The following is a 19,200-nucleotide window of genomic DNA, read 5'->3' on the forward strand; positions in this document are numbered from 1 at the left end:
GCCGGCACCGCTAGTTCAGTGCACCGCGAATGACGGCAGCCGTGCTGTCGAGAACTGCCCGATTGGGCGTGCGAGGTAGTGCACGCAGGCCGAAGCCGTCGCCGCGATTTCGCGGAATGACGTGCAGATGAACATGGAAGACTTCCTGCCCCGCAACAGCTCCGTCGGAGAGATGCAGATTCACTCCGTCGACGGGGAGAGATCCGGTACGCATCGCCGCGGCGATCTTCTGCGCGACGGCGAAGATCCTGGCACCGTCGTCGGGATCGAGCGTGGACAATCCACTGGCGTGGCGCTTCGGCACGACCAGGAGATGGCCGGATGTGAACGGCCGAATATCCATGAAGGCAAGGACATTCGCGTCGTCGTAGACGACGCTGGCCTCGGCCTCACCGGCGATGATGGAACAGAAGATGCAGTCCATGGTCTCCGACCCTGTGCGCCTTTTCGGTAGTGGTGACCACCGAAAAGGCGCACGGGGCGTAGCCCTTACAGAATCGGCGACGGCGCGTACGCCGCAGCTTCGGGGTTGGCGTCGACAAGTTTCTGCACCTCGGCGACAACGGCATCGACCTGAGCCGAAGCGGCACCGACAAAAGCAGCCTTGTCGGCCAGGGCCTCGTCGAGTGCAACGCGGTCGAGCGGCAAACGGTCGTCGGCGGCAAGGCGATCGAGCAAGTCGGGCTCCTTGCCCTCTTCACGCATCGCCAGCGCAACTGCGACGGCATTCTCCTTGATCGCCTCGTGTGCGGTCTCGCGTCCGACGCCGGCGCGGACGGCGGCCATGAGCACGCGCGTCGTGGCGAGGAACGGCAGATACCTGGTCAGTTCCTTCTCGATGACGGCCGGGTACGCGCCCATCTCGATCAGCACGGTCAGGAAGGTCTCGAACATGCCGTCGATCGCGAAGAACGCGTCCGGAAGCGCGACGCGGCGCACGACGGAGCAGAAGACGTCGCCCTCGTTCCACTGCGCACCCGCAAGCTCGGCTGCCATGGAGCCGTATCCGCGCAGGATCACCTGAAGTCCGTTGACTCGCTCGCACGAGCGGGTGTTCATCTTGTGCGGCATCGCCGAGCTGCCGACCTGGCCGGGCTGGAAGCCTTCGGTGACCAACTCGTGGCCGGCCATCAGGCGGATCGTGTGTGCAAACGACGACGGGCCCGCGCCGACCTGAACGAGCGCGGAGATGACGTCGTGGTCGAGGGAACGCGGGTACACCTGGCCGACGCTGGTCAACACGTGAGCGAATCCGAGGTGCTCCGCAACCTTCGCTTCGAGCTGCTCGAGCTTGGCCGCATCGCCGTCGAGGAGGTCGAGCATGTCCTGAGCGGTACCCATCGGGCCCTTGATCCCACGAAGCGGGTACCGGTCGATCAGCTGGCGCAGACGCGTCAGTGCAACCAGCAGCTCGTCGGCGGCCGAAGCGAAACGCTTGCCCAAGGTGGTGGCCTGAGCTGCGACGTTGTGCGAGCGGCCGGCCATAACGATGGACGAGTACTCGGCAGCGCGCTCACCCAGACGGGCGGCGACGGCGATGCCGTGGTTGTAGACGTGTTCGAGAGAACGCACGATCTGCAGCTGCTCGACGTTCTCGGTGAGGTCGCGGCTGGTCATGCCCTTGTGGACCTGCTCGTGCCCGGCAAGTGCGTTGAATTCCTCGATGCGTGCCTTCACGTCGTGGCGGGTGACCCGCTCGCGGTCCGCGATGGACTCGAGGTCGACGTTGTCGATGACACGCTCGTAGTCGTCGATGGCGTCGGCCGGAATGTCGATGCCCAGCTCTGCCTGCGCACGCAACACCGCCACCCACAATTGACGCTCGAACACGATCTTGTACTCGGGAGACCACAGAGCAACGAGCTCCGGGCTGGCGTAGCGGTTGGCAAGGACATTCGGGATGCGGCTCACGAGGCCTCAGTCTAACGGGGGCCAAGCAGTGCCGTTACCCCCGATAGAGACCGAGCTAGACCGGCGGCGCCATCACGTCGATCGATTCCAAGAGCATTCCCCTGGCCAACCCCCGTGGGTCCGGGTCGTACTCCCCCAGAGCCGTGATCATCGCACCGTCGACCATCGCGACAAGACGGCGCAATTGCCCCTCGGGAGCCGACCGGCCCGAGCGTCGAAGCGCATCGGTCAACAGGTCGTCGAGCTGGGCTCGTAGGCGCAACTGCACGTCACGAAGTGCGGGATGACGGGCACACGCGACGAATCGTTCGTAGCGCGAGATCAAACGCTCGCGGCTCTCCGGCCGCTTCTCTTCGTCTCCGAGCAGCAGCTCGACCAACAGTTCGACGGTTGATTCCGCGCCCCGCCGACGTTGGGTCACCGCAGCCACTCTGGCGCGCATCGCTTCCATGTCGGCGTTGCCGTTGAGCTCGACGGCACACGCGATCAGATCGTCGAGTGAGTCGAAGTAATAGGTCGTCGAAGCCAGTGGAAGGTCAGCTCTGGTTGCCACCGCTCGGTGACGAACGGCGTCGAACCCGCCCTCCAGCAAAAGTTCAGCAGCGGACGCCACCAGAGCTTGGCGACGTCGTTCGCCCTTGGGCGTAGCTGCAGAAGACACCACGACATCGTGCCAGCAGAGGGCACCTCCGCATGGCGAAACAGCTCGAAGACCCTGCTGTTTGTTACCCGAGCCACTTCTCGAGGCGGGCCAGTGCCTCCTGGATGTCTGCTGTCGCACCCGCGAACGAGAGTCTGACCATCCGGTTTCCGTGGACGGTGTCGAAATCGATTCCGGGTGCCAGCGCGACCCCGGTATCTGTCAGCAACCGGGCACACCACGCGGTGGCGCCCTCGTCGCCACACAGATGGCCGATGTCCGCGTAGACGTAGAACGCACCGTCGGCGGGAGCCAACTCGGTGATGCCCAGTTTCGGCAACCCGGTCAACAACAGTTCACGATTGACGGCGTACCGCTGAACGTGCCCGTCCAACTCGACCTTCGCCTCGTCCGAGAATGCCTCGACGGCGGCGTACTGAGAGATCGCGGGCGGACACACGGTCATGTTCGACGCGAGTCTCTGCAGCGGGCGCCGAAGATAGGTCGGCACCAACATCCACCCGAGTCGCCAACCCGTCATCGAGAAGTACTTGGACACCGAGCCGATCACGACGGATTCGCGTGAGGTCTCCCAGGCGCTCGACGTGTGCTGATCGCCGTATCCGATGCCGTGGTAGATCTCGTCCGAGATCAGAAGAGTTCCGTGCTGCTCGCACCACGTCGCCAATGCAGCGAGCTCCTCGGGCGAGATCACCGTGCCCGTGGGATTTGCCGGGCTCGCGACGATCAGACCGGCAGGCGGCGACGGCAAAGCCTCGAGCATTTCCACTGTCGGCTGGTATCGAGTTGCCGGCCCGCAGTCGAGTTCGACGACGTTGCAGCCGAGAGCGGCAAGGGTATTGCGGTACGCGGGATATCCGGGTCGAGCAACCACCACGGTGTCGCCCTCGTCGAACGCGGCCAGGAAGAGCAAGGTGAACGCCCCGGACGAACCGGTCGTCACCACCACGTCTTCGGCGTCGACGGCAATTCCCGATCGCTCGCTGTGGTAGCGCGCAATAGCCTCGCGTAGCTGCAGGATCCCGAAAGTCTCGGTATACCCGAGTAGTTCGGTGCCCAGAATCTCTCGCGTCGCACGTAGCACCGGTGCCGGCGCGGGCGTCGACGGTTGACCTGCCGCCAAGGTCAGGACGTCACCATGTGTCCGCTGACGTTCGGTCGCGGCCTTCCATACATCCATGACATGGAAGGTCTGGATATCTGATCGACGAGATTCTGAGCGCACACTCCGACGGTAGTCGAACCGTGGTGCGGCAAGAAACGACGACCACCCATTGTGACGATCCGACAGATTCAGGCGCTCAGCATGAGTCGATTCAACGAGACCTGGGCCACGTCCCTCGCGCAACATTGATCAACGACTTCCTTCGATCAAAAGGTGCATCAGATGAAAGCTCGCTCAGTGCCCACTGCGGCTCTGGTCACGATCGGCGTTCTCACGGTTGCCTCGTGCGGAAGCACCTCTGATCCTGGCGGCAATTCTTCCGGCGACTACGCGAAGGACGGCAGTTTCACCACGATCGTGAACACCGATCCCGGCAACCTTCATCCCCTGATCACCAATCTGACTGCCACGCAGGCGATCAACAGCTATACGAACGACTCGTTGTTGGCCATCGACCCCAAAACCCGCGCAGCGGGCTCGTATCTGGCCGAAAAATGGAGCGAGAACGGAACTTCGCTGAACTTCACCCTCAAAAAGGGGATCACGTGTGAAGACGGCACGACCTTCACTGCCCAGACAGCGGCAAACAACATCAACTGGGTCGTCGACACGACCAACGGCTCGCCGTGGTTGGGAGCATCCGTACCCGAAACTGCGGTAGCAACCGCTGATGGTGACGAGCTCACGATCAAGACAACGGAACCCGCGCCCTTCCTCCTCGAGCGCATCGGCGCTCTCAAGATGGCGTGCCAGGCAGCCCTCGACGACCCTGCCAGTGTTCGAGGCAGCAGCAACGGAACCGGACTGTTCAAGATCACCGAAGTAGTGGCCAACGATCACGTCACGCTCGAACGCCGCGACGGATACAACTGGGGGCCGAACGGCGAAACCACGTCGGACACGCTCGGAGTGCCCAAGACGGTCACGATCAAGGTCGTGACCGACGCCGCGACGACGGCGAATCTCGTCCTCACCGGAACGGTCAACGCGGCCCCGGTTGCCGGCGCGGATATCGAACGTGTGGAAGCTTCAGGCCTCGAGTCGATGACGTCCAACACCCTGAGCGGACAGTTCATCTTCAACCACAATGCGGCTCTCCCCACCAAGGACGAAGCCGTACGCACCGCACTCGTGCAAGCGATCGATCTCGACGATTACACGGACATCAACACCGGTGGCAAAGGCTCACGAGCTACGGCACTGGCAGTAGTCGATCCGCGGGCGTGTGACTTCGACAGCGTCACCGGTGTAGTTCCGAAGTTCGACATGGCCGCTGCGAAAAAGACTCTTGCGGACGCCGGTTGGAAGCCCGGATCCGACGGTGTCCTGACCAAGGACGGTCAAGCGCTGCAATTGACGGTCATCTTTGCCAACTACCGCGACACCACCTCTGCAGCAGCAGAATACGCGATGAAGCAGTGGCAGGAGCTCGGTGCGAAGGTAGAGCTTCGTGGTGGTGACAACAACTTCATCATTTCCAACACATTCGCAGCGAAAGACCTGACGTCATGGTCGATCTCGATCGGACTGACCGTCCAGAGCGATACCCCCAGCATCTTCGTTCCGTACTTCGCCGGCCCCACCCCACCGTCGGGTGTCAACTTCGCATCGATCGACAATCAAAAGTACGCCGAACTGGCGGCGAAGGCCTCGGTTCTGCCCGGGCAGGAATCCTGCTCGGTGTGGAAGGAAGCGGAACAAGCACTGTTCACCTCGTCCGACGTCATTCCGGTGTCCACGTCGCCGAACTTCATGTTCTTCAACGGTGCAACGGCCCTGTATGCACCAGTTGGCGGCACCCTGGCCGGCCCTGGCATTCGCGTTCTGAAATAAGCCGGAAGACAAAGCTTTACGTCTGCATCTATTTCTCCGATTCGAAGGATCTACATGACTGACCGTCCATTTGTTCTCGACGACCTCCACCGTGTGGTCACACCCACTGAGACCTCAATCTCTCCCGACGGCACCGTGGTCGTCTTCGTTCGCTCGGAAATTGTTGCCGGAAAGGCAACTACATCGCTCTGGGCGGTGTCCCGCGATTCCCAGGCTCGCCGCCTCACCGCAGGGCCCGCCGATTCTGCCCCTCGGTTCTCTCCGGACGGAACCTCGATTGCCTTCCTGCGTAAGGTCGGCGACTCCGCGCAGCTGCACCTGATCCCGCTCGCCGGTGGCGAGGCCGAAACTCTCACCACATCAGCATCACTCCCCCTCGGCGCCGGTGCAGCAGCCTGGAGCCCGGACGGAAATGCCATCGCGTTCGCCGCTGTGGTCTCACGCTCGGACTCCGCCGATCCGAAGGCTCCCATCGTCACCGACCGACTCGGATACAAGGTGGACGGTGCCGGTTGGCTCGGCACCTTCCGTCGCCACCTTCACACCGTCGATCTGGAGACGAAGGCAGTTCGACGGCTCACCGACGGTGATTGGAATGCCGACGTTCCGTCCTGGTCGCCCGACGGCACGGCCCTTGCCTTCACCGCGAATCTCGAACCGGACAGCGATCTGAACCTCACGTTCAGCGCTTACCGCATCCTCGTCGACGATCTGTCGGTTCCCCCGCAGCGACTCGGTCATGCCACCGGAGTGCAGGGCTCCACACTGTGGCATCCGCAGGGAGATTCGGTCGTCGCCATCGGCACTCCCGAGGTCCGTGTCGGAACTGCAGACCTGATCCGGCTGTCCGTCCCCGGCCCAACCGAGACACCGGTCGACGTCACCCTCACAGCTCATCTCGATCGCAACGTGATGCCCGGTGCACCCGGTTACCCCGGCGGCACACCGGCACTGTCGAATACTCGCGACGAAATCGTGTTCTGCCTACGCGATCGTGGATGGACGCATCTGTACGCGGCCGACATCGAAACCGGCACCTCTCGATCCCTCGTCGCCAATCCCAACGAGGTCGTCTCGGCGCTCTCCGTTGCCCGTGACGCCCGCGTCGCCTCCGTCATCGTCACCACGCAGCAGTCCTTCGGCGAGGTCGCACTCGTCGATCTCGACAGCGGCGCGGTCACCACGCTGACGAAATTCACCGCAGAAGCACTCCCCGAGGTGACACTGTTTGCCGCCGAGGAACGCGAGTTCACCATCTCCGACGGCCGCACCGTGCATGGTTGGTTGCTGTCCGCTCCCGAAACCAGTGGTGCCGCACCCCTTCTGCTCGACATTCACGGCGGACCGCACAACGCGTGGACCGGCGTTGCAGATACCTATCACCCCGCCCACCAGGTTCTCGCCGCCCAGGGTTGGCGCATCCTGACCCTCAATCCACGTGGGTCGGACGGGTACGGCGCAGACTTCATGTACGCCGTCAACGGCGCCTGGGGTACCTCCGACCAAGCCGACTTCCTCGAGCCGATCGACGCGCTTGTCGCCGAGGGACTTGTCGACGGGGACCGTCTGGCGATCACCGGGTACAGCTACGGCGGATACAGTACGTGTCACCTGACGTCCGCGACGGATCGTTTTGCCGCTGCGGTTGCCGGCGGGCTGATCTGCGATTTCAACGCCATGGCCGGAGTCTGCGATTTCGGTCCGCACCTCGCGTCACTCGCCACCGGCACGACTGTTCCCGAGAACTCCGCGGGGCTCCTGGCAGCCTCACCGCTCGCCGCCGTGAAGAACGTGGTGACCCCGACGCTGATCCTGCACGGAAAGTCGGACGAGCGGTGCCCGCTGGGTCAAGCCGAGGCCTGGTTCGCCGCACTGCGCCAGCAGCACGTACCCACCCGTCTGGTGGCGTATCCCGGTGCAAGCCACGGGTTCCTCGTCAACGGCTCGATCTCGCACCGAATCGACTACAGCACACGACTCATCGAATGGGTCAAGCGATACACCTCCGCGAAGCTGCCCAAGACCGGCCTGGCCAACGCGTCTGCCGGAGCCGACGCGTGGAAGCGTTCGCTGGACGTACTGTGTGAGCGTTACGGCGTCACCGGTGCTCAATTCGGTATTCTCACACTCGATTCCAACGGCAAGGAAATCACCCGTACGACGGTGGCTTCCGGCGTGATCAATGCAGACACCGGGGTCGAGGTATCCACCGACTCCCTGTTCCAGATCGGATCCATCACCAAGGTATGGACCGCGATGCTGGTCATGCAGCTTGTCGACGAAGGCTTGCTCGACCTGGACGCGACCGTCCGGTCGATCCTGCCCGATTTCGCACTGCAGGACGAGGAAACAGCTGCCCGCATCACGGTTCGCGCACTTCTGAACCATCGCAACGGAATCGACGGTGACCTGTTCATCGACAAGGGTCGCGGCGACGACGTCGTCGAACGCTACGTCGAGGGCCTGCGTGACTTCCGTCAGGTTCATCCACTCGAGGACGGCTTCGCGTACTCGAACTCCGCGTACGTCCTTGCAGCTCGTATCGTCGAGGTTCTTCGCGGCGGCATCTGGGACGACATCCTCAAGGAGCGGATCATCGATCCGCTCGGCCTCGCGCACACACTCACGTTGACCGGAGATACACCGAGATACTCTGTGGCAGCGGGTCATACGGGGAACTCCGTCGTGATGCCCGTCTGGCCGATCACCCGCTCGATGGGGCCCGCCGGCTGCATCACTGCCAGCATCGGAGATCTACTCACGTTCGCGGAACTCGGTCTTCTCGAAGGACAGAGCGTCGACGGCGTACGGATCGTGTCGGAAAAATCGGCCGCCGCGATGCGCACACCCGAAATCGACATCAGCGAACTGTTCCCGGACAAGTCGGGTTGGGGCTTGGGCTGGTTCCACGAAACCTGGTCGGGCGAAGAGATTTTCGGGCACGACGGCAGCACCATCGGGCAGCACGCATATCTGCGTATCTTCCCCCGCCACAATGTCGCGATCGCACTGCTGACCAGCGGCGGCAAGGCCGACGGCCTCTACCGTGATCTCTTCACCGAAGCCGCGGCCGCGTTGGTCGGACTCGAACCTCCGCAAGCCCTCGCCCCGAACCCCGCGAGTGTGGAGTCGATTCCGGATTCGGTTCTGGGAAAGTACAGCTCGGGCGGGATAGCAATCGAGTTCCGTCGTGGAGAGTCCGCTGACGAGGCCGTGATCACCGTCATCGGCGACGTAATCCCGAATCCCGAGGAAGACGAAACAGCTCCGAAGAAGCCTGCAACGGTAGCCACTCTCGTACCGTCGCAGATCCCGGGGACCTGGACCACCCGTCAACCCGGGGCCGCCGGTTGGACGACGGTACGGCCGCACCGAGACGGAGTGTACGTCGGATTCCGCTTCCTACCACGGGTTAACGCGTGACGATGACCGATACACATACGATGACGGAAACACAGAACGCCGAAACACAGAACGCCAGCGAACTCGAGGAATCAAAGATGCAAGAACAGCTTCAAGAACTCGTCGATCAGTGGAGGGTCGAGGCAAACATCCCCGGCGTCTCGGTCGGCATCGTGCACGGCGACAAGGACATCGTCGTCACCAGTGGCATCGAGAGCGTCGAAACCCAACTCCCGGTCACCGACAAGACGATGTTCATGATCGGCTCCACCACAAAGGTGTTCGCCGCAACAGCCGCAATGGCACTCGTCGAGGACGGCCTACTCGATCTCGACACCCCGTTGGTCGAGTACGTCCCCGAACTGACCTTCGCCGACGAAACAGCCACGCGCACAGTCACGATGCGTCATCTCCTCACCCACACCGGCGGATTCACCGGCGACGCGGGCCTCTCGGCAGGCTGGGGCGAAGACGCCCTGGGACGCTCGGTTTCACGGCTGAACGAACTGCGACAAGAATTTCCCGTCGGAGAAGTCTTCTCTTACAGCAACTCCGGATTCGTTCTCGCCGGACATGTCGTGGCCAAGATCAGCGGACTGACCTTCGAAGAGCTGGTCAAGCAGCGCGTGCTCGACCCCCTCGACATGAAGAACTCGGCCTTCCTGCCCTGGGACGTGATGACCCACCGGTTCGCACTCGGTCACTACATCCGCGACGGTGTGCCGTTCGTGTCCAACGAAACCGGACTGGACCGCGGCATGATCCCTTGCGGCGGAATGTGGTCCTCGGTGCGAGACCAACTCGTCTGGGCACGTTACGCACTGTCTGGCGAACACCCCGGCGAAGGACAGCCGCTCGACGAGTCCACCCGGTTGTTGATGCAGAAGCCGCAGCGTCCCGCCGCGATGATGTTCGAAGAAGTCGGCCTGGGATGGCTGTTGACTCGATACGGAACCACACAGGTAGTGCGGCACGGCGGAAACGTGAGCAACCTCCAGGTCTCCGAGTTCATGACAGTGCCCGAGAAGAACTTCGCCGTCACCGTGCTGACCAACGCCCTCGGCGGCGGAATCGGCAAGAAGATCGTCGACTGGTGCATGGCCAACCTCACTGAACTACCCACGCCGGCATCCCTCGACGTGGTCGAGCCCGAACCCGCTGCCGTCGACGCAGTCCTGGGCAAGTATCAGGCCGGCTCACTGACGATGACCGTCGCCCCCGGTGACGAGGGAATCGGCATCCGGATGGGCAGCGCGCAGGATCTCGGTGAATACGAGGACATCGTCTGGCCGCCGGCAATCCCGATCGCCTTCCTCAACGACCGTGACTTCGCTGCGCGCGCCGACACCACCCGGGCGTTGGGACGCTTCGTCACCGACGACACCGGTCGCGCCGTGATGCTCGAATTCGGCGGCCGCACCGCCAAGCGAGTGGCCTGATCCTCTAGACGGGTGACGCGGTCCGAACAAGTGCGATCGAACTCGCCGATCTCACCGGACCGCGTCACCCGTTTGTGCGTCTGCGGGCTGCCGTTCATTGCTCGGTTCTGGCAGAACATCGACTTTGGTGCCAGTGAGAAAGGCGACCAGCGCGACGATCACGATCGTGAAGACAATGCTCACCACCGTCGGCCCGAATCCCAAGCCGCCCTCATCTCGGTCTTGGGTCAACAGGTCACCGATGGACGCTCCCAATGGACGAGTGACAACATAAGCGATCCAAAATGCAAGTACAGCATTGAGTTTCAGGCCGAAGTGCGCGGCGGCCACTACGGCGATCACGACGCCGAACAACACAGCAGACTTCGCATACCCCAGGTCCACCTGTTCGGCAATCAAGTCTCCTGCCGCCGTTCCCAGTGAAAATGTGAACAGGATGGCGAACCAGTAGAACGCTTCGCGCTTCGGCGTGCGAATACTGTGGATGGACAACGTCCGTTCACTGGCAAACCAGATCCCGAACGTAGCGGCCAGGGCAACCGCAAAGACTCCCGTACTCACTTCGAGCGGTACACCGAGATCGTCGGTCAGAATGTCGGTGATGAGCGTTCCGACTACGCTGATCAGAACTACCACCAGCCAATAAACCCACGGTACATACTGTTTCCGCGTGAACTGGATGATCAGCGCGACGACCAAGAACACCGAAGTCAACGCAGCGGTGCCGATCAGTCCGATACCTAGATCCGCGTCGAGTGAATCCGCGGCAGTCTCCCCCACCGTCGTGCCCAGAATCTTGATCAGCCAGAAGTACAGTGTGACCTCTGGGACCTTGCTCGCCATTTCACGCGTGAACGCCATGTCGGCCAGCGTGGCACCTGGTTGTTGAAGGGAAGCTGAGAACGTTCGCCGCGATTGCGCCGGAGAGTACAGACTGGACGTCATGGAGCATCTTGCCTCGTCGATTCTGCACCCGTCCCGGTGGAGCGTGCGCGCGCGGTCGACCGTGGCTTCGACACTCGTGATCGCCTTCTGCCTGGTGATCGCCGGGCTTGCACTGATTTTCGTGCTGGCAAACTCCCTGCATCTGTCCGCACTGAACAGCTCCGACGCTCGCGCCACGCAATTGGTCCAGCAGCTCAACGGAAAGAACCCGGCCGATCTCGACCCTTCGCTTCTGTCCACAGACAGTCAGATCGGAATCGTGCAGATCGTCGACGCCGATCACCGAATAGTCGCCCAATCACCGGGAACCGACAGCGACCTCCTGTCCGAACGTTTTCTCGGCCCTGACGAGTCGGACGCTCTCGGAAGGGTCAAGAAGTCCGACGACGAGGACTACTGGCTGATCGGGCGAGGCGCTCAGACGCCGACCGGACCAGTCACCGTCTTCGTCGGCGCCGACCGCGAACCGGTTGAAACCGTGGTGACGACCGTTGCCGTTCTGCTAGCCATAGTCGGACCCCTGGTCCTGGGGCTGGCTGCGTTTGCCACCTACCGCCTTGTCGGCTCGGCCCTCGCTCCGGTCGAACGCATCCGCGCTCGGGTAGCGTCGATTTCGAGTGGGCGTCAAGGTGAACGAGTGCCTGTCCCGTCAGGGAACGACGAGATAGCCCGACTGGCAACAACAATGAACGACATGCTGGCGCGCCTCGACGAAGGTGCGCTGGCCCAGCAACGATTTGTCAGCGATGCCTCACACGAGTTACGCAGTCCGCTTTCCACGATCACGACGGCCCTCGAACTGGCACACCGACGCCCGGATCTCCTCGACGACGCGTTGATCGAAGACGCACTACTTCCCGAGGCGCGCCGAATGCGGCAGTTGATCGAAGACCTGTTGATTCTCGCGCGCTCTGACGAAAGCGAACTCGAAAAGTTCGGCATCGTCGTCGACGTCGACCTCGATGACATCTTGTTCGCCGAGCAGAAAAGGATCGACGGTATCTCCGCAGTTACGGTCGCCGCTGCCGTGGCTCCGGTTCGGGTCTCCGGAGACCCGAGAGCATTGACGCGGATGGTGCGAAACCTCGTGGACAATGCAGTGCGGCATGCGGAGACCCTCGTGTATCTCGAGTGCTCCGAAGCCGGAAACGAAGCCCACATCGTGATCGAGGACGACGGGCCCGGAATCCCTGCAGCAGAACGCGAACGAATCTTCGGACGCTTCGTCCGCCTGGACCAGCCGCGGTCGAGGCAGGGAGGCGGGTCCGGACTCGGACTCGCCATCGCGTCGGAAATAGTTGCGGCGCACCACGGAACCATTTCCGTCAGCGAGAGGGCGGGCGGTGGAAGTCGATTCGAGGTGACGATTCCGGTACCGAACGACTGAAGATCAGGCAGTGCCGACAAAGCGGTACCCGACGCCTCGGACCGTTTCGATGCTCTGAGTTCCGAACGGGAGGTCGAGCTTCTTACGAAGGTAACCGATATACACCTCGACGATGTTCTCGTCACCTTCGTAGTTGGTGTCCCAGACAGAGCGAACGATCTCGGTCTTCGTGACCACCACACCATTGTTGCGCATCAAGAATTCGAGAACGCTGTACTCCCTTGGCGTCAGGGTCAATTCGATTCCCGCTCTGCTCACCTGATGTTTGGCCGGGTCGAGGGACAGGTCTCCAACGGAGAGTATCGCCGGACGTTGTGGAGCGCCGCGACGCACCAGTGCGCGCAGCCGAGCGAGAAACACGACAAACGAGAATGGCTTGACCAGGTAGTCGTCGGCGCCGAGATCGAATGCATCAGCCAGGTCGTATTCGCCGTCCTTTGCCGAGAGCATGAGGATCGGCGTCCAGATCTCCCGGGCGCGTAGATCCCGCACGATGTCGTACCCGTGTTTGCCCGGCAACATGATGTCGAGAACGATCACGTCGAATTCGTCACTGCACGCAGTCGCGAATCCGTCGTCACCGTTGAGTTCGACCGCGGTCACGAATCCCTCGGCCACCAATCCCCGCCGGATCGTCTCGGCCAAGCGCACTTCGTCTTCGACCACCAGTACTCGCACCACCGGCCCCGTTTCGTCGCCACGCAGTTGTTCGGATGCACCCAGTAGAGCAGACGGTAGACCCAGAGCCGAGTTCCGTTCAGCGTTTCTTCAGCTTCGGCTCGTCACACTGCATTCATGCCTGCAACTGTGTCGACCGTGCGAAACGTGGTCACCGAAGTCCTGACCGAGAGCACCACCGCAGAGATCGCGGTTGCCGCAATCGTGGTGGCCGCAGCTCTGTTCGCGTTCGGTTCGATCTACCGAGCTTCCAGCGTTCGGTCTACAGCCCTTCGCACGTGCGGACTCGTGCTTGCACTGGTGACGCTGTCGATCCAGGTGTATGGAAGCGGGTGGTTGACGAGCTTCGACGGGCCGGTGACCGACTGGATGGTCGATCATCGGAGCGGCGCCCTGAACCAGATCGCGGTCGCCGTCACAGATCTCGGTAGCCCGGTCGCCACCGCGCTACTCGGGATCACCAGCGGAGTGCTCATCTCATGGCGAGCGCGTTCGGTCGTTCCGGGCTTGATCGTGATCGGAACCGTTGGCGGGGCGGCGGTCGCCAGCACGGTAATCAAAGCGCTCGTCGGTCGCGAACGTCCGCCGACCAACATCCAGGTTCTTCTCGAGACCGGCCACTCGTTCCCCTCCGGTCACGTGACGGGCACAGCAGCGCTGTTCGGCATTGCCGTTCTCGTTGCGAGCGTCGACCGAACACCGGCCGTCAAACGCCTTCTGATGCTCCTCGCCGTGACGGTCACCGTCGTCGTCGCGCTGACTCGCCTCTACTTGGGTGCGCACTGGCTCACCGACGTCATCGCCGGAGCCATTCTCGCGACGCTTGCCGTCACGGCGGGTGGAGCCCTCTTCCGATTCGTCGGCACTCACAACCAAGCTGAATCGACTACTGCTGCAATGCGCTCTGCAGAACCTTCAGCACTTCACGAGCCGCAGTCGGCCCGGTATTGAGGTAGAAGACGTCATCGTCAACAGCGACGGCATGGTTGGCGACCACACCACGTAACTGCGCCCACAACGGCGCGTTCGTCAATGTCGCCGGGTCCCCGCCCTGCACGCCGTAGAAGATCCAGTCGGCGTCCGCCACGTTCAACTCTTCTTCACTGATGTCTCGGGAAGTGTCGTCGAACTGCTGCGACTGCGGACGGGTCAAGCCGGCATCCTCGGCGATACTGCCGGTGAACGAAGGAATACCGAAGATGCGCAGACGATTTCCGTTCTGGCGCGTGAACGACACCGTCGGCGGCGACGAGAGGGAAGCACCGAGGGCCGCGGCATCGGTATTGAAGGTATCCAGCAGTACCGTCGCCTGCTGCGTCTTACCTACCCCGTCGGCAACCAGCAGGAAGTCCTGCTTCCAGTAGACGCCGGTTCCCTGTGTTGCCACCGTGGGTGCGATGGCAGAAAGCTGGTCGTACAGCGAATCAGCGTCCTTTCCTGCAACATTCATCAAGATCAGGTCAGGATCGAGCGTGACGATCGCTTCGAAATTCGGTGTGAAGCGTCCACCTGCGTCAACGACATCACTTAGCTGAGTACGGAATTCGGGGTATGCAGACAACAAGTACGGAGGCACCAGGTCCGCACCGTCACCACGCGTCGAACCTGCGGGCACGACACCGAGCGACAGGAGAGCATCTGCTTGCCCGGTCGAGATGACGACAACCTTTTCGGGCTGCGATTCGATCGTGGTGTCCCCTTTGAAGTGTGAGACGGTACGAGGGAACTCGCCGTCCGACTTTCCGCTCCCCATTCCAACCGGGACTTCTCGCGGAGCGACAAACGCAGAGTCCGCCGGAGCCGACGCACTGATCTCGGCATCTGTGGGCGACGCGTCCTCGCTCGAGCAGCCACTGAGAGCTGCCACCAATGTCAGTGCGCCGATCAGCATTACACTGCGTGACTTCTTTCGAAAATTCATGATCGTGTCCCGTACGTCGTGCGGCATGACAGCTTCATCTTCCGTCATGGTTAGGTGACCCTACCCTCTGAAGAACTGTAAACTATATCTGTGTCAGATACAGTTCCAGGGCGTGGATCACACGAGGTCGATCGCTACTCCGATCGCGTGCCCACCGCGGAAGAAGCATCGAGATCACTCATCGCTGCGGCGTTCGAATTGCGTCGAGCGCTGCGGGAATACATGGATACGTCGGGTACCGACGCGACTCTGCCAGAGGCACAATCCGAAGTACTTCACGATGTCGCACACCATCCGGGCACTCGCATCGGGGCCGTGGCCGATCGCCTCTCCAGACGCCCGAACACCGTCAGCACGCTGGTGCGCATCCTCTCCGACAAAGACCTGATCGAGCGGCGACCCGATCCCACGGACGGCCGAGTGAGCACACTTTTCGTGAAGGACGAGCGAAGCGCGCGACGAGACCGTCGATCCGAACTACGCATCGGCGTTCTCGCCGAAGAATTGGCGGCCCTCGACGAGGGCGACCTCGACACATTGACCACTGCCGTCGGTATCCTCGACCGAGTCAATCGATCATTGCGAGATCACGCACCGCGGTGACACTCCGGGACACACAGAAGCGGTGCGGTGCAGCACCTGCCGCACCGCACCGCACCTGCTGACGAGTTACCGCCCTAGTTCATGTCGTTCGCAATGATGTTCTCGATATTCCGTTCGGCCAGAGCGGTGATGGTGACGAACGGATTGACTCCCACATTGCCCGGTACGAGGGATCCGTCCATGACGTACAGACCCGGGTACTCCGGGAGTCGACCGTAGCCGTCGGTCGCCTTGCCGAGCACACAACCGCCGAGGGGGTGGTACGTCAACTGATCGCCCCACGTCTGCGTCGGGCCGAAGAGGTCGGTCCGGTAGATCGTGCCTTCCTTCTTGTTGATCTTGTCGAAGAGCTTCTTCGCCATGTCGATCGACGGCTGGTTCTGCGAGCGCTGCCAGTTCAATCCGACTTTGCCTGTTGCCGAGTTGAATTGGAACTGAGCACGTTGCGGATTCTTGGCAATCGCCAAGTACAGGCTGACCCACAGTTCGGTACCGGCCGGGAAGGGTGCGATTTCCGCAAAGACGGGAGCGGATGTGTCGGCCCAGTTGTCGATACCCATCACGGGGATCGCGGACTGCTTCGCACCGGTGGCGTCCCACATGTGATTGGCGCGGCCCACCATCACGTTGCCGTTGTGACCCCATTCCTGTCCAACTGCACCCGGCAAATTCGCCAGCTGCCCTTGCGCTTTCATCGCGACCAGGAGCTTGCTGGTCCCGATACTGCCGGCCGCGAAGAAGACCTTGTCCGCCGTCACTGTCTTGGTGCCGACGGTATTGCCCTGCTCGTTGATCTGGTTCATCACCACTTGATAGCCACCGCCGGTCGCGGCCGGGGAAACCGAGGTCACGACGTGCAGAGCTGAAATGGTGAGCTTGCCGGTGGCGGATGCCGCAGCGAGGTACGTCTTGTCCAGAGATTTCTTTCCGGCATTGTTGCCGTAGATGACCTCACTGACCAGAGCGGACTTGGTGACCTGGCCGGCAGCTTCTTGCTTCATGTAGTTGAAGTCGTAGACATTCGGCACGAACGTTGTTGTGTAACCGGATCTCTCAGCGGTCTTTCGCCCCGTCCGCGCGAACTTGTAGTACTCGGTCGATTCGAACCAGGCCGGGTCGATGTTGTTGACTCCGAGCGCAGCGTTCGCGCGCGGGAAATACGTCGAGTACATCTCGTTGGAATCGACACCGGGCAGGATCTCTTCGAAATAGTTACGCTTGGGTGTGACGGCCATACCGCCGTTGACCAGCGACCCACCGCCGACCCCTCGGCCCTGGTAGACCTTGATCCCGCCGAAGTCCTCGGCGTCGAGAACACCGACGTAGCGGCTGATGTTCTTGTCCACCGAGCCGCCGGAGAAGTGTGAAACCGGTTGAACTGTACGGTCTCTGAGCCAGAAGGACCGACCGTCGGGCGAGAGCATCGGGCAGAAGATCTTGCCGTCGGACCCTGGTGTGGTCCACGACTTCCCCATCTCGACCATGTGCGTGTCGATACCGGCCTGTGTCAGGCGAAGTGCCGCAACGGCACCGCCGTATCCACTGCCGATCACGAGCGCGGGGACACGGTCTCCGTCGTTCAATGCTCGTCTGGGCGCAGCGGCCGCCGTGGTCCACGAGGACGAGAGTGCGGCGGCCCCCACAGCTAATCCTGTTGCTGCCAAGAAGTTTCTACGCGAGAGCGTGGAATTGGTACGTGCGTGCCGTTCGTTGGATCCAGCGCGAATGCTCAAGTGTGCCCTTCTCTTTCCGTGACCCCCGCGCTGAGATATACCGGGAGAAACCGAACGAGAAGTCCATACTCGTGGGTAACTTCGAGGAACCGTTGATTTTCCATGAAAAGGGCCGATGAACAGAAAGTTCACCGGCCCTCCGAAAGAACGAGTCAGGGAATTGAGATGCGACCTTCGACGGCGCCGAGTCCGATGTCCTTGCGGAAATGACCGCCGGGAAGCTTGACGTCGGCGATCTTTGCGTAGGCGTCGTCGCGAGCTTCGGTCAGATCCTTGCCCACTCCGACAACACTCAGCACACGCCCGCCGGCCGAGACGACGGCACCGTCTTCACGCTTCTTGGTACCGGCGTGCAGGACTCCGTCGGCGTCGGCTCCGGTGATCACGTCGCCGGTGCGTGGGGTTGACGGGTAGTTCTCCGCGGCAATCACGACCGTGACAGCGGAACCGTCGCGCCACTGCAACGGACCGACCGAATCGAGTGTTCCGGTCGAGGCCGCATTGAGTAGACCGCCCAGCGGCGTTTCGAGGAGAGCAAGCACGGCCTGAGTTTCGGGGTCACCGAACCGGCAGTTGAATTCGACGACGGCCGGGCCGTCGACACCGATCGCCAGACCGGCGTAGAGAAGGCCGGAGAAACTGCTACCGCGCGCGACCAACTCGGCAGCGACAGGCTTGACGACGTCGTCGACGATCTGCGTGACCATCTCGTCGGGCAGCCACGGCAATGGGGTGTACGCGCCCATGCCGCCGGTGTTGGGTCCGGAGTCTCCGTCGCCTACTCGCTTGTGGTCCTGAGCCGGGAGCAGCGGGATCACAGTTTCGCCGTCGACGAGGCAGAAGAGCGAAACTTCCGGACCGTCGAGGAAGGACTCGAGGAGAACCGGGTGTCCGGTCTCGAGCAGTTCTGCGGCATGATCGCGCGCGGCGAGACGATCCGTCGTGACGACTACGCCCTTACCCGCGGCCAGTCCGTCGTCCTTGACCACCCAGTTGGGACCGAAGCGGTCGAGTGCTTCGTCGAGCTTGGCCGGATTGTCGACGATCTCGCTGTGAGCGGTCTTGACGCCGGCGACAGCCATCACGTCCTTGGCGAAAGCCTTCGATCCCTCGATGCGGGCGGCGTCGGCCGAAGGCCCGAAGCAGGCGATACCTGCTGCGCGCACCGCGTCTGCGACACCGAGGACCAGCGGAACCTCGGGTCCGATGACGACGAGGTCGGCTTCGACCTTCTGGGCCAGCGCGGTAACCGCGTCACCCGAAGCGACGTCGATGGGGTGCTGCTCGGCGATTTTTGCGATCCCGGCATTGCCAGGCGCGCAGATCAGGGCCGTGACACCTGGATCGCGAGCAAGAGAGAGAAGGAGGGCATGTTCACGGGCTCCGGAGCCGATTACTAGTACGCGCACGGTGAACAGACTACGGCCTGCGATAACAGGGCTCTCGGAGTGCCACTGGCGGGGCCAAGGTCCCAGCGTTCGGCCTTTGTGCGAAATATCCGTTTCGAGATGAGATCATATGA

At 62.2% G+C, this 19,200-nt stretch carries 15 protein-coding genes; 6 read left to right on the top strand and 9 right to left on the bottom strand.

Annotation, left to right across the window (positions count from 1 at the left end; all coding sequences use genetic code 11):
- Window positions 1-10 precede the first annotated feature (10 nt).
- The 4 genes from QRN54_RS00910 to QRN54_RS00925 all read right to left on the bottom strand — a co-directional run bounded on the left by QRN54_RS00910 (window position 11) and on the right by QRN54_RS00925 (window position 3,797).
- Entirely contained in the window at window positions 11-424 is a 414-nt protein-coding gene (locus tag QRN54_RS00910) for an HIT family protein (RefSeq protein ID WP_285181450.1), read from the bottom strand.
- 65 nt (window positions 425-489) lie between these two features.
- Window positions 490-1,911, bottom strand: coding sequence for an adenylosuccinate lyase (purB, locus tag QRN54_RS00915; RefSeq protein ID WP_285181451.1), 1,422 nt, complete (start codon window positions 1,909-1,911; stop codon window positions 490-492).
- A 55-nt stretch (window positions 1,912-1,966) separates the two neighbouring features.
- Window positions 1,967-2,572 (bottom strand): TetR/AcrR family transcriptional regulator, encoded by a 606-nt coding sequence (locus QRN54_RS00920; protein WP_003945736.1) that lies wholly within the window; start codon window positions 2,570-2,572, stop codon window positions 1,967-1,969.
- Window positions 2,573-2,636: 64 nt separating this feature from the next.
- The gene (locus tag QRN54_RS00925; RefSeq protein ID WP_037132442.1) at window positions 2,637-3,797 is read right to left on the bottom strand and encodes a pyridoxal phosphate-dependent aminotransferase; all 1,161 of its coding nucleotides are present in this window, start codon (window positions 3,795-3,797) and stop codon (window positions 2,637-2,639) included.
- Window positions 3,798-3,959: 162 nt separating this feature from the next.
- On the opposite strand from QRN54_RS00925, the gene QRN54_RS00930 reads away from it, so the two are divergent.
- Genes QRN54_RS00930 through QRN54_RS00940 form a run of 3 tightly spaced genes read left to right on the top strand, consistent with a single transcriptional unit; the run spans window position 3,960 to window position 10,411 of the window.
- Window positions 3,960-5,570, top strand: a complete 1,611-nt coding sequence (locus tag QRN54_RS00930) for an ABC transporter substrate-binding protein (protein ID WP_042452661.1) — start codon at window positions 3,960-3,962, stop codon at window positions 5,568-5,570.
- Window positions 5,571-5,624: 54 nt separating this feature from the next.
- Window positions 5,625-8,993 (top strand): serine hydrolase, encoded by a 3,369-nt coding sequence (locus QRN54_RS00935; RefSeq protein WP_285181452.1) that lies wholly within the window; start codon window positions 5,625-5,627, stop codon window positions 8,991-8,993.
- 20 nt (window positions 8,994-9,013) lie between these two features.
- Window positions 9,014-10,411: a serine hydrolase domain-containing protein gene (locus QRN54_RS00940; RefSeq protein WP_042453531.1), complete on the top strand. Its 1,398-nt coding sequence runs from the start codon at window positions 9,014-9,016 to the stop codon at window positions 10,409-10,411.
- Window positions 10,412-10,462: 51 nt separating this feature from the next.
- Here QRN54_RS00940 and QRN54_RS00945 read toward each other — a convergent pair whose 3' ends face one another.
- Window positions 10,463-11,272 carry a COG4705 family protein gene (locus QRN54_RS00945; protein ID WP_285181453.1) on the bottom strand — a complete coding sequence of 270 codons (810 nt, stop codon included), beginning with the start codon at window positions 11,270-11,272 and terminating at the stop codon, window positions 10,463-10,465.
- Between the two features lie 82 nt (window positions 11,273-11,354).
- Here QRN54_RS00945 and QRN54_RS00950 point away from each other — a divergent pair, with 82 nt between their 5' ends.
- A complete protein-coding gene (locus tag QRN54_RS00950; RefSeq protein ID WP_285181454.1) occupies window positions 11,355-12,743 on the top strand; it encodes a sensor histidine kinase in 1,389 nt (462 codons plus the stop codon).
- Window positions 12,744-12,746: 3 nt separating this feature from the next.
- Here the strand turns inward: QRN54_RS00950 and QRN54_RS00955 are convergent, their stop codons facing one another.
- Window positions 12,747-13,421 (bottom strand): response regulator transcription factor, encoded by a 675-nt coding sequence (locus tag QRN54_RS00955; RefSeq protein ID WP_064111838.1) that lies wholly within the window; start codon window positions 13,419-13,421, stop codon window positions 12,747-12,749.
- 117 nt (window positions 13,422-13,538) lie between these two features.
- Between QRN54_RS00955 and QRN54_RS00960 the strand changes: the two genes are divergently transcribed.
- On the top strand, window positions 13,539-14,372 hold the full coding sequence (locus QRN54_RS00960) for a phosphatase PAP2 family protein (protein ID WP_285181455.1): 834 nt from the start codon (window positions 13,539-13,541) through the stop codon (window positions 14,370-14,372).
- On the opposite strand, the gene QRN54_RS00965 is transcribed toward QRN54_RS00960, so the two are convergent.
- Complete coding sequence (locus QRN54_RS00965) at window positions 14,308-15,390, bottom strand: ABC transporter substrate-binding protein (RefSeq protein ID WP_285181456.1); 1,083 nt, start codon at window positions 15,388-15,390, stop codon at window positions 14,308-14,310. The two genes, QRN54_RS00960 and QRN54_RS00965, sit on opposite strands and share 65 nt — an antisense overlap.
- A gap of 42 nt (window positions 15,391-15,432) precedes the next feature.
- Between QRN54_RS00965 and QRN54_RS00970 the strand changes: the two genes are divergently transcribed.
- On the top strand, window positions 15,433-15,945 hold the full coding sequence (locus QRN54_RS00970) for a MarR family winged helix-turn-helix transcriptional regulator (RefSeq protein ID WP_231917207.1): 513 nt from the start codon (window positions 15,433-15,435) through the stop codon (window positions 15,943-15,945).
- 74 nt (window positions 15,946-16,019) lie between these two features.
- Here QRN54_RS00970 and QRN54_RS00975 read toward each other — a convergent pair whose 3' ends face one another.
- A complete protein-coding gene (locus QRN54_RS00975) occupies window positions 16,020-17,678 on the bottom strand; it encodes a GMC oxidoreductase (RefSeq protein ID WP_054188022.1) in 1,659 nt (552 codons plus the stop codon).
- A 152-nt stretch (window positions 17,679-17,830) separates the two neighbouring features.
- The gene (gene purD / locus QRN54_RS00980; protein ID WP_007734401.1) at window positions 17,831-19,087 is read right to left on the bottom strand and encodes a phosphoribosylamine--glycine ligase; all 1,257 of its coding nucleotides are present in this window, start codon (window positions 19,085-19,087) and stop codon (window positions 17,831-17,833) included.
- Between the last annotated feature and the right edge of the window lie 113 nt (window positions 19,088-19,200).

Origin of the sequence: Rhodococcus sp. MEB032 (assembly GCF_030208925.1) — a bacterium.
Taxonomy (GTDB): domain Bacteria; phylum Actinomycetota; class Actinomycetes; order Mycobacteriales; family Mycobacteriaceae; genus Rhodococcus_F; species Rhodococcus_F qingshengii.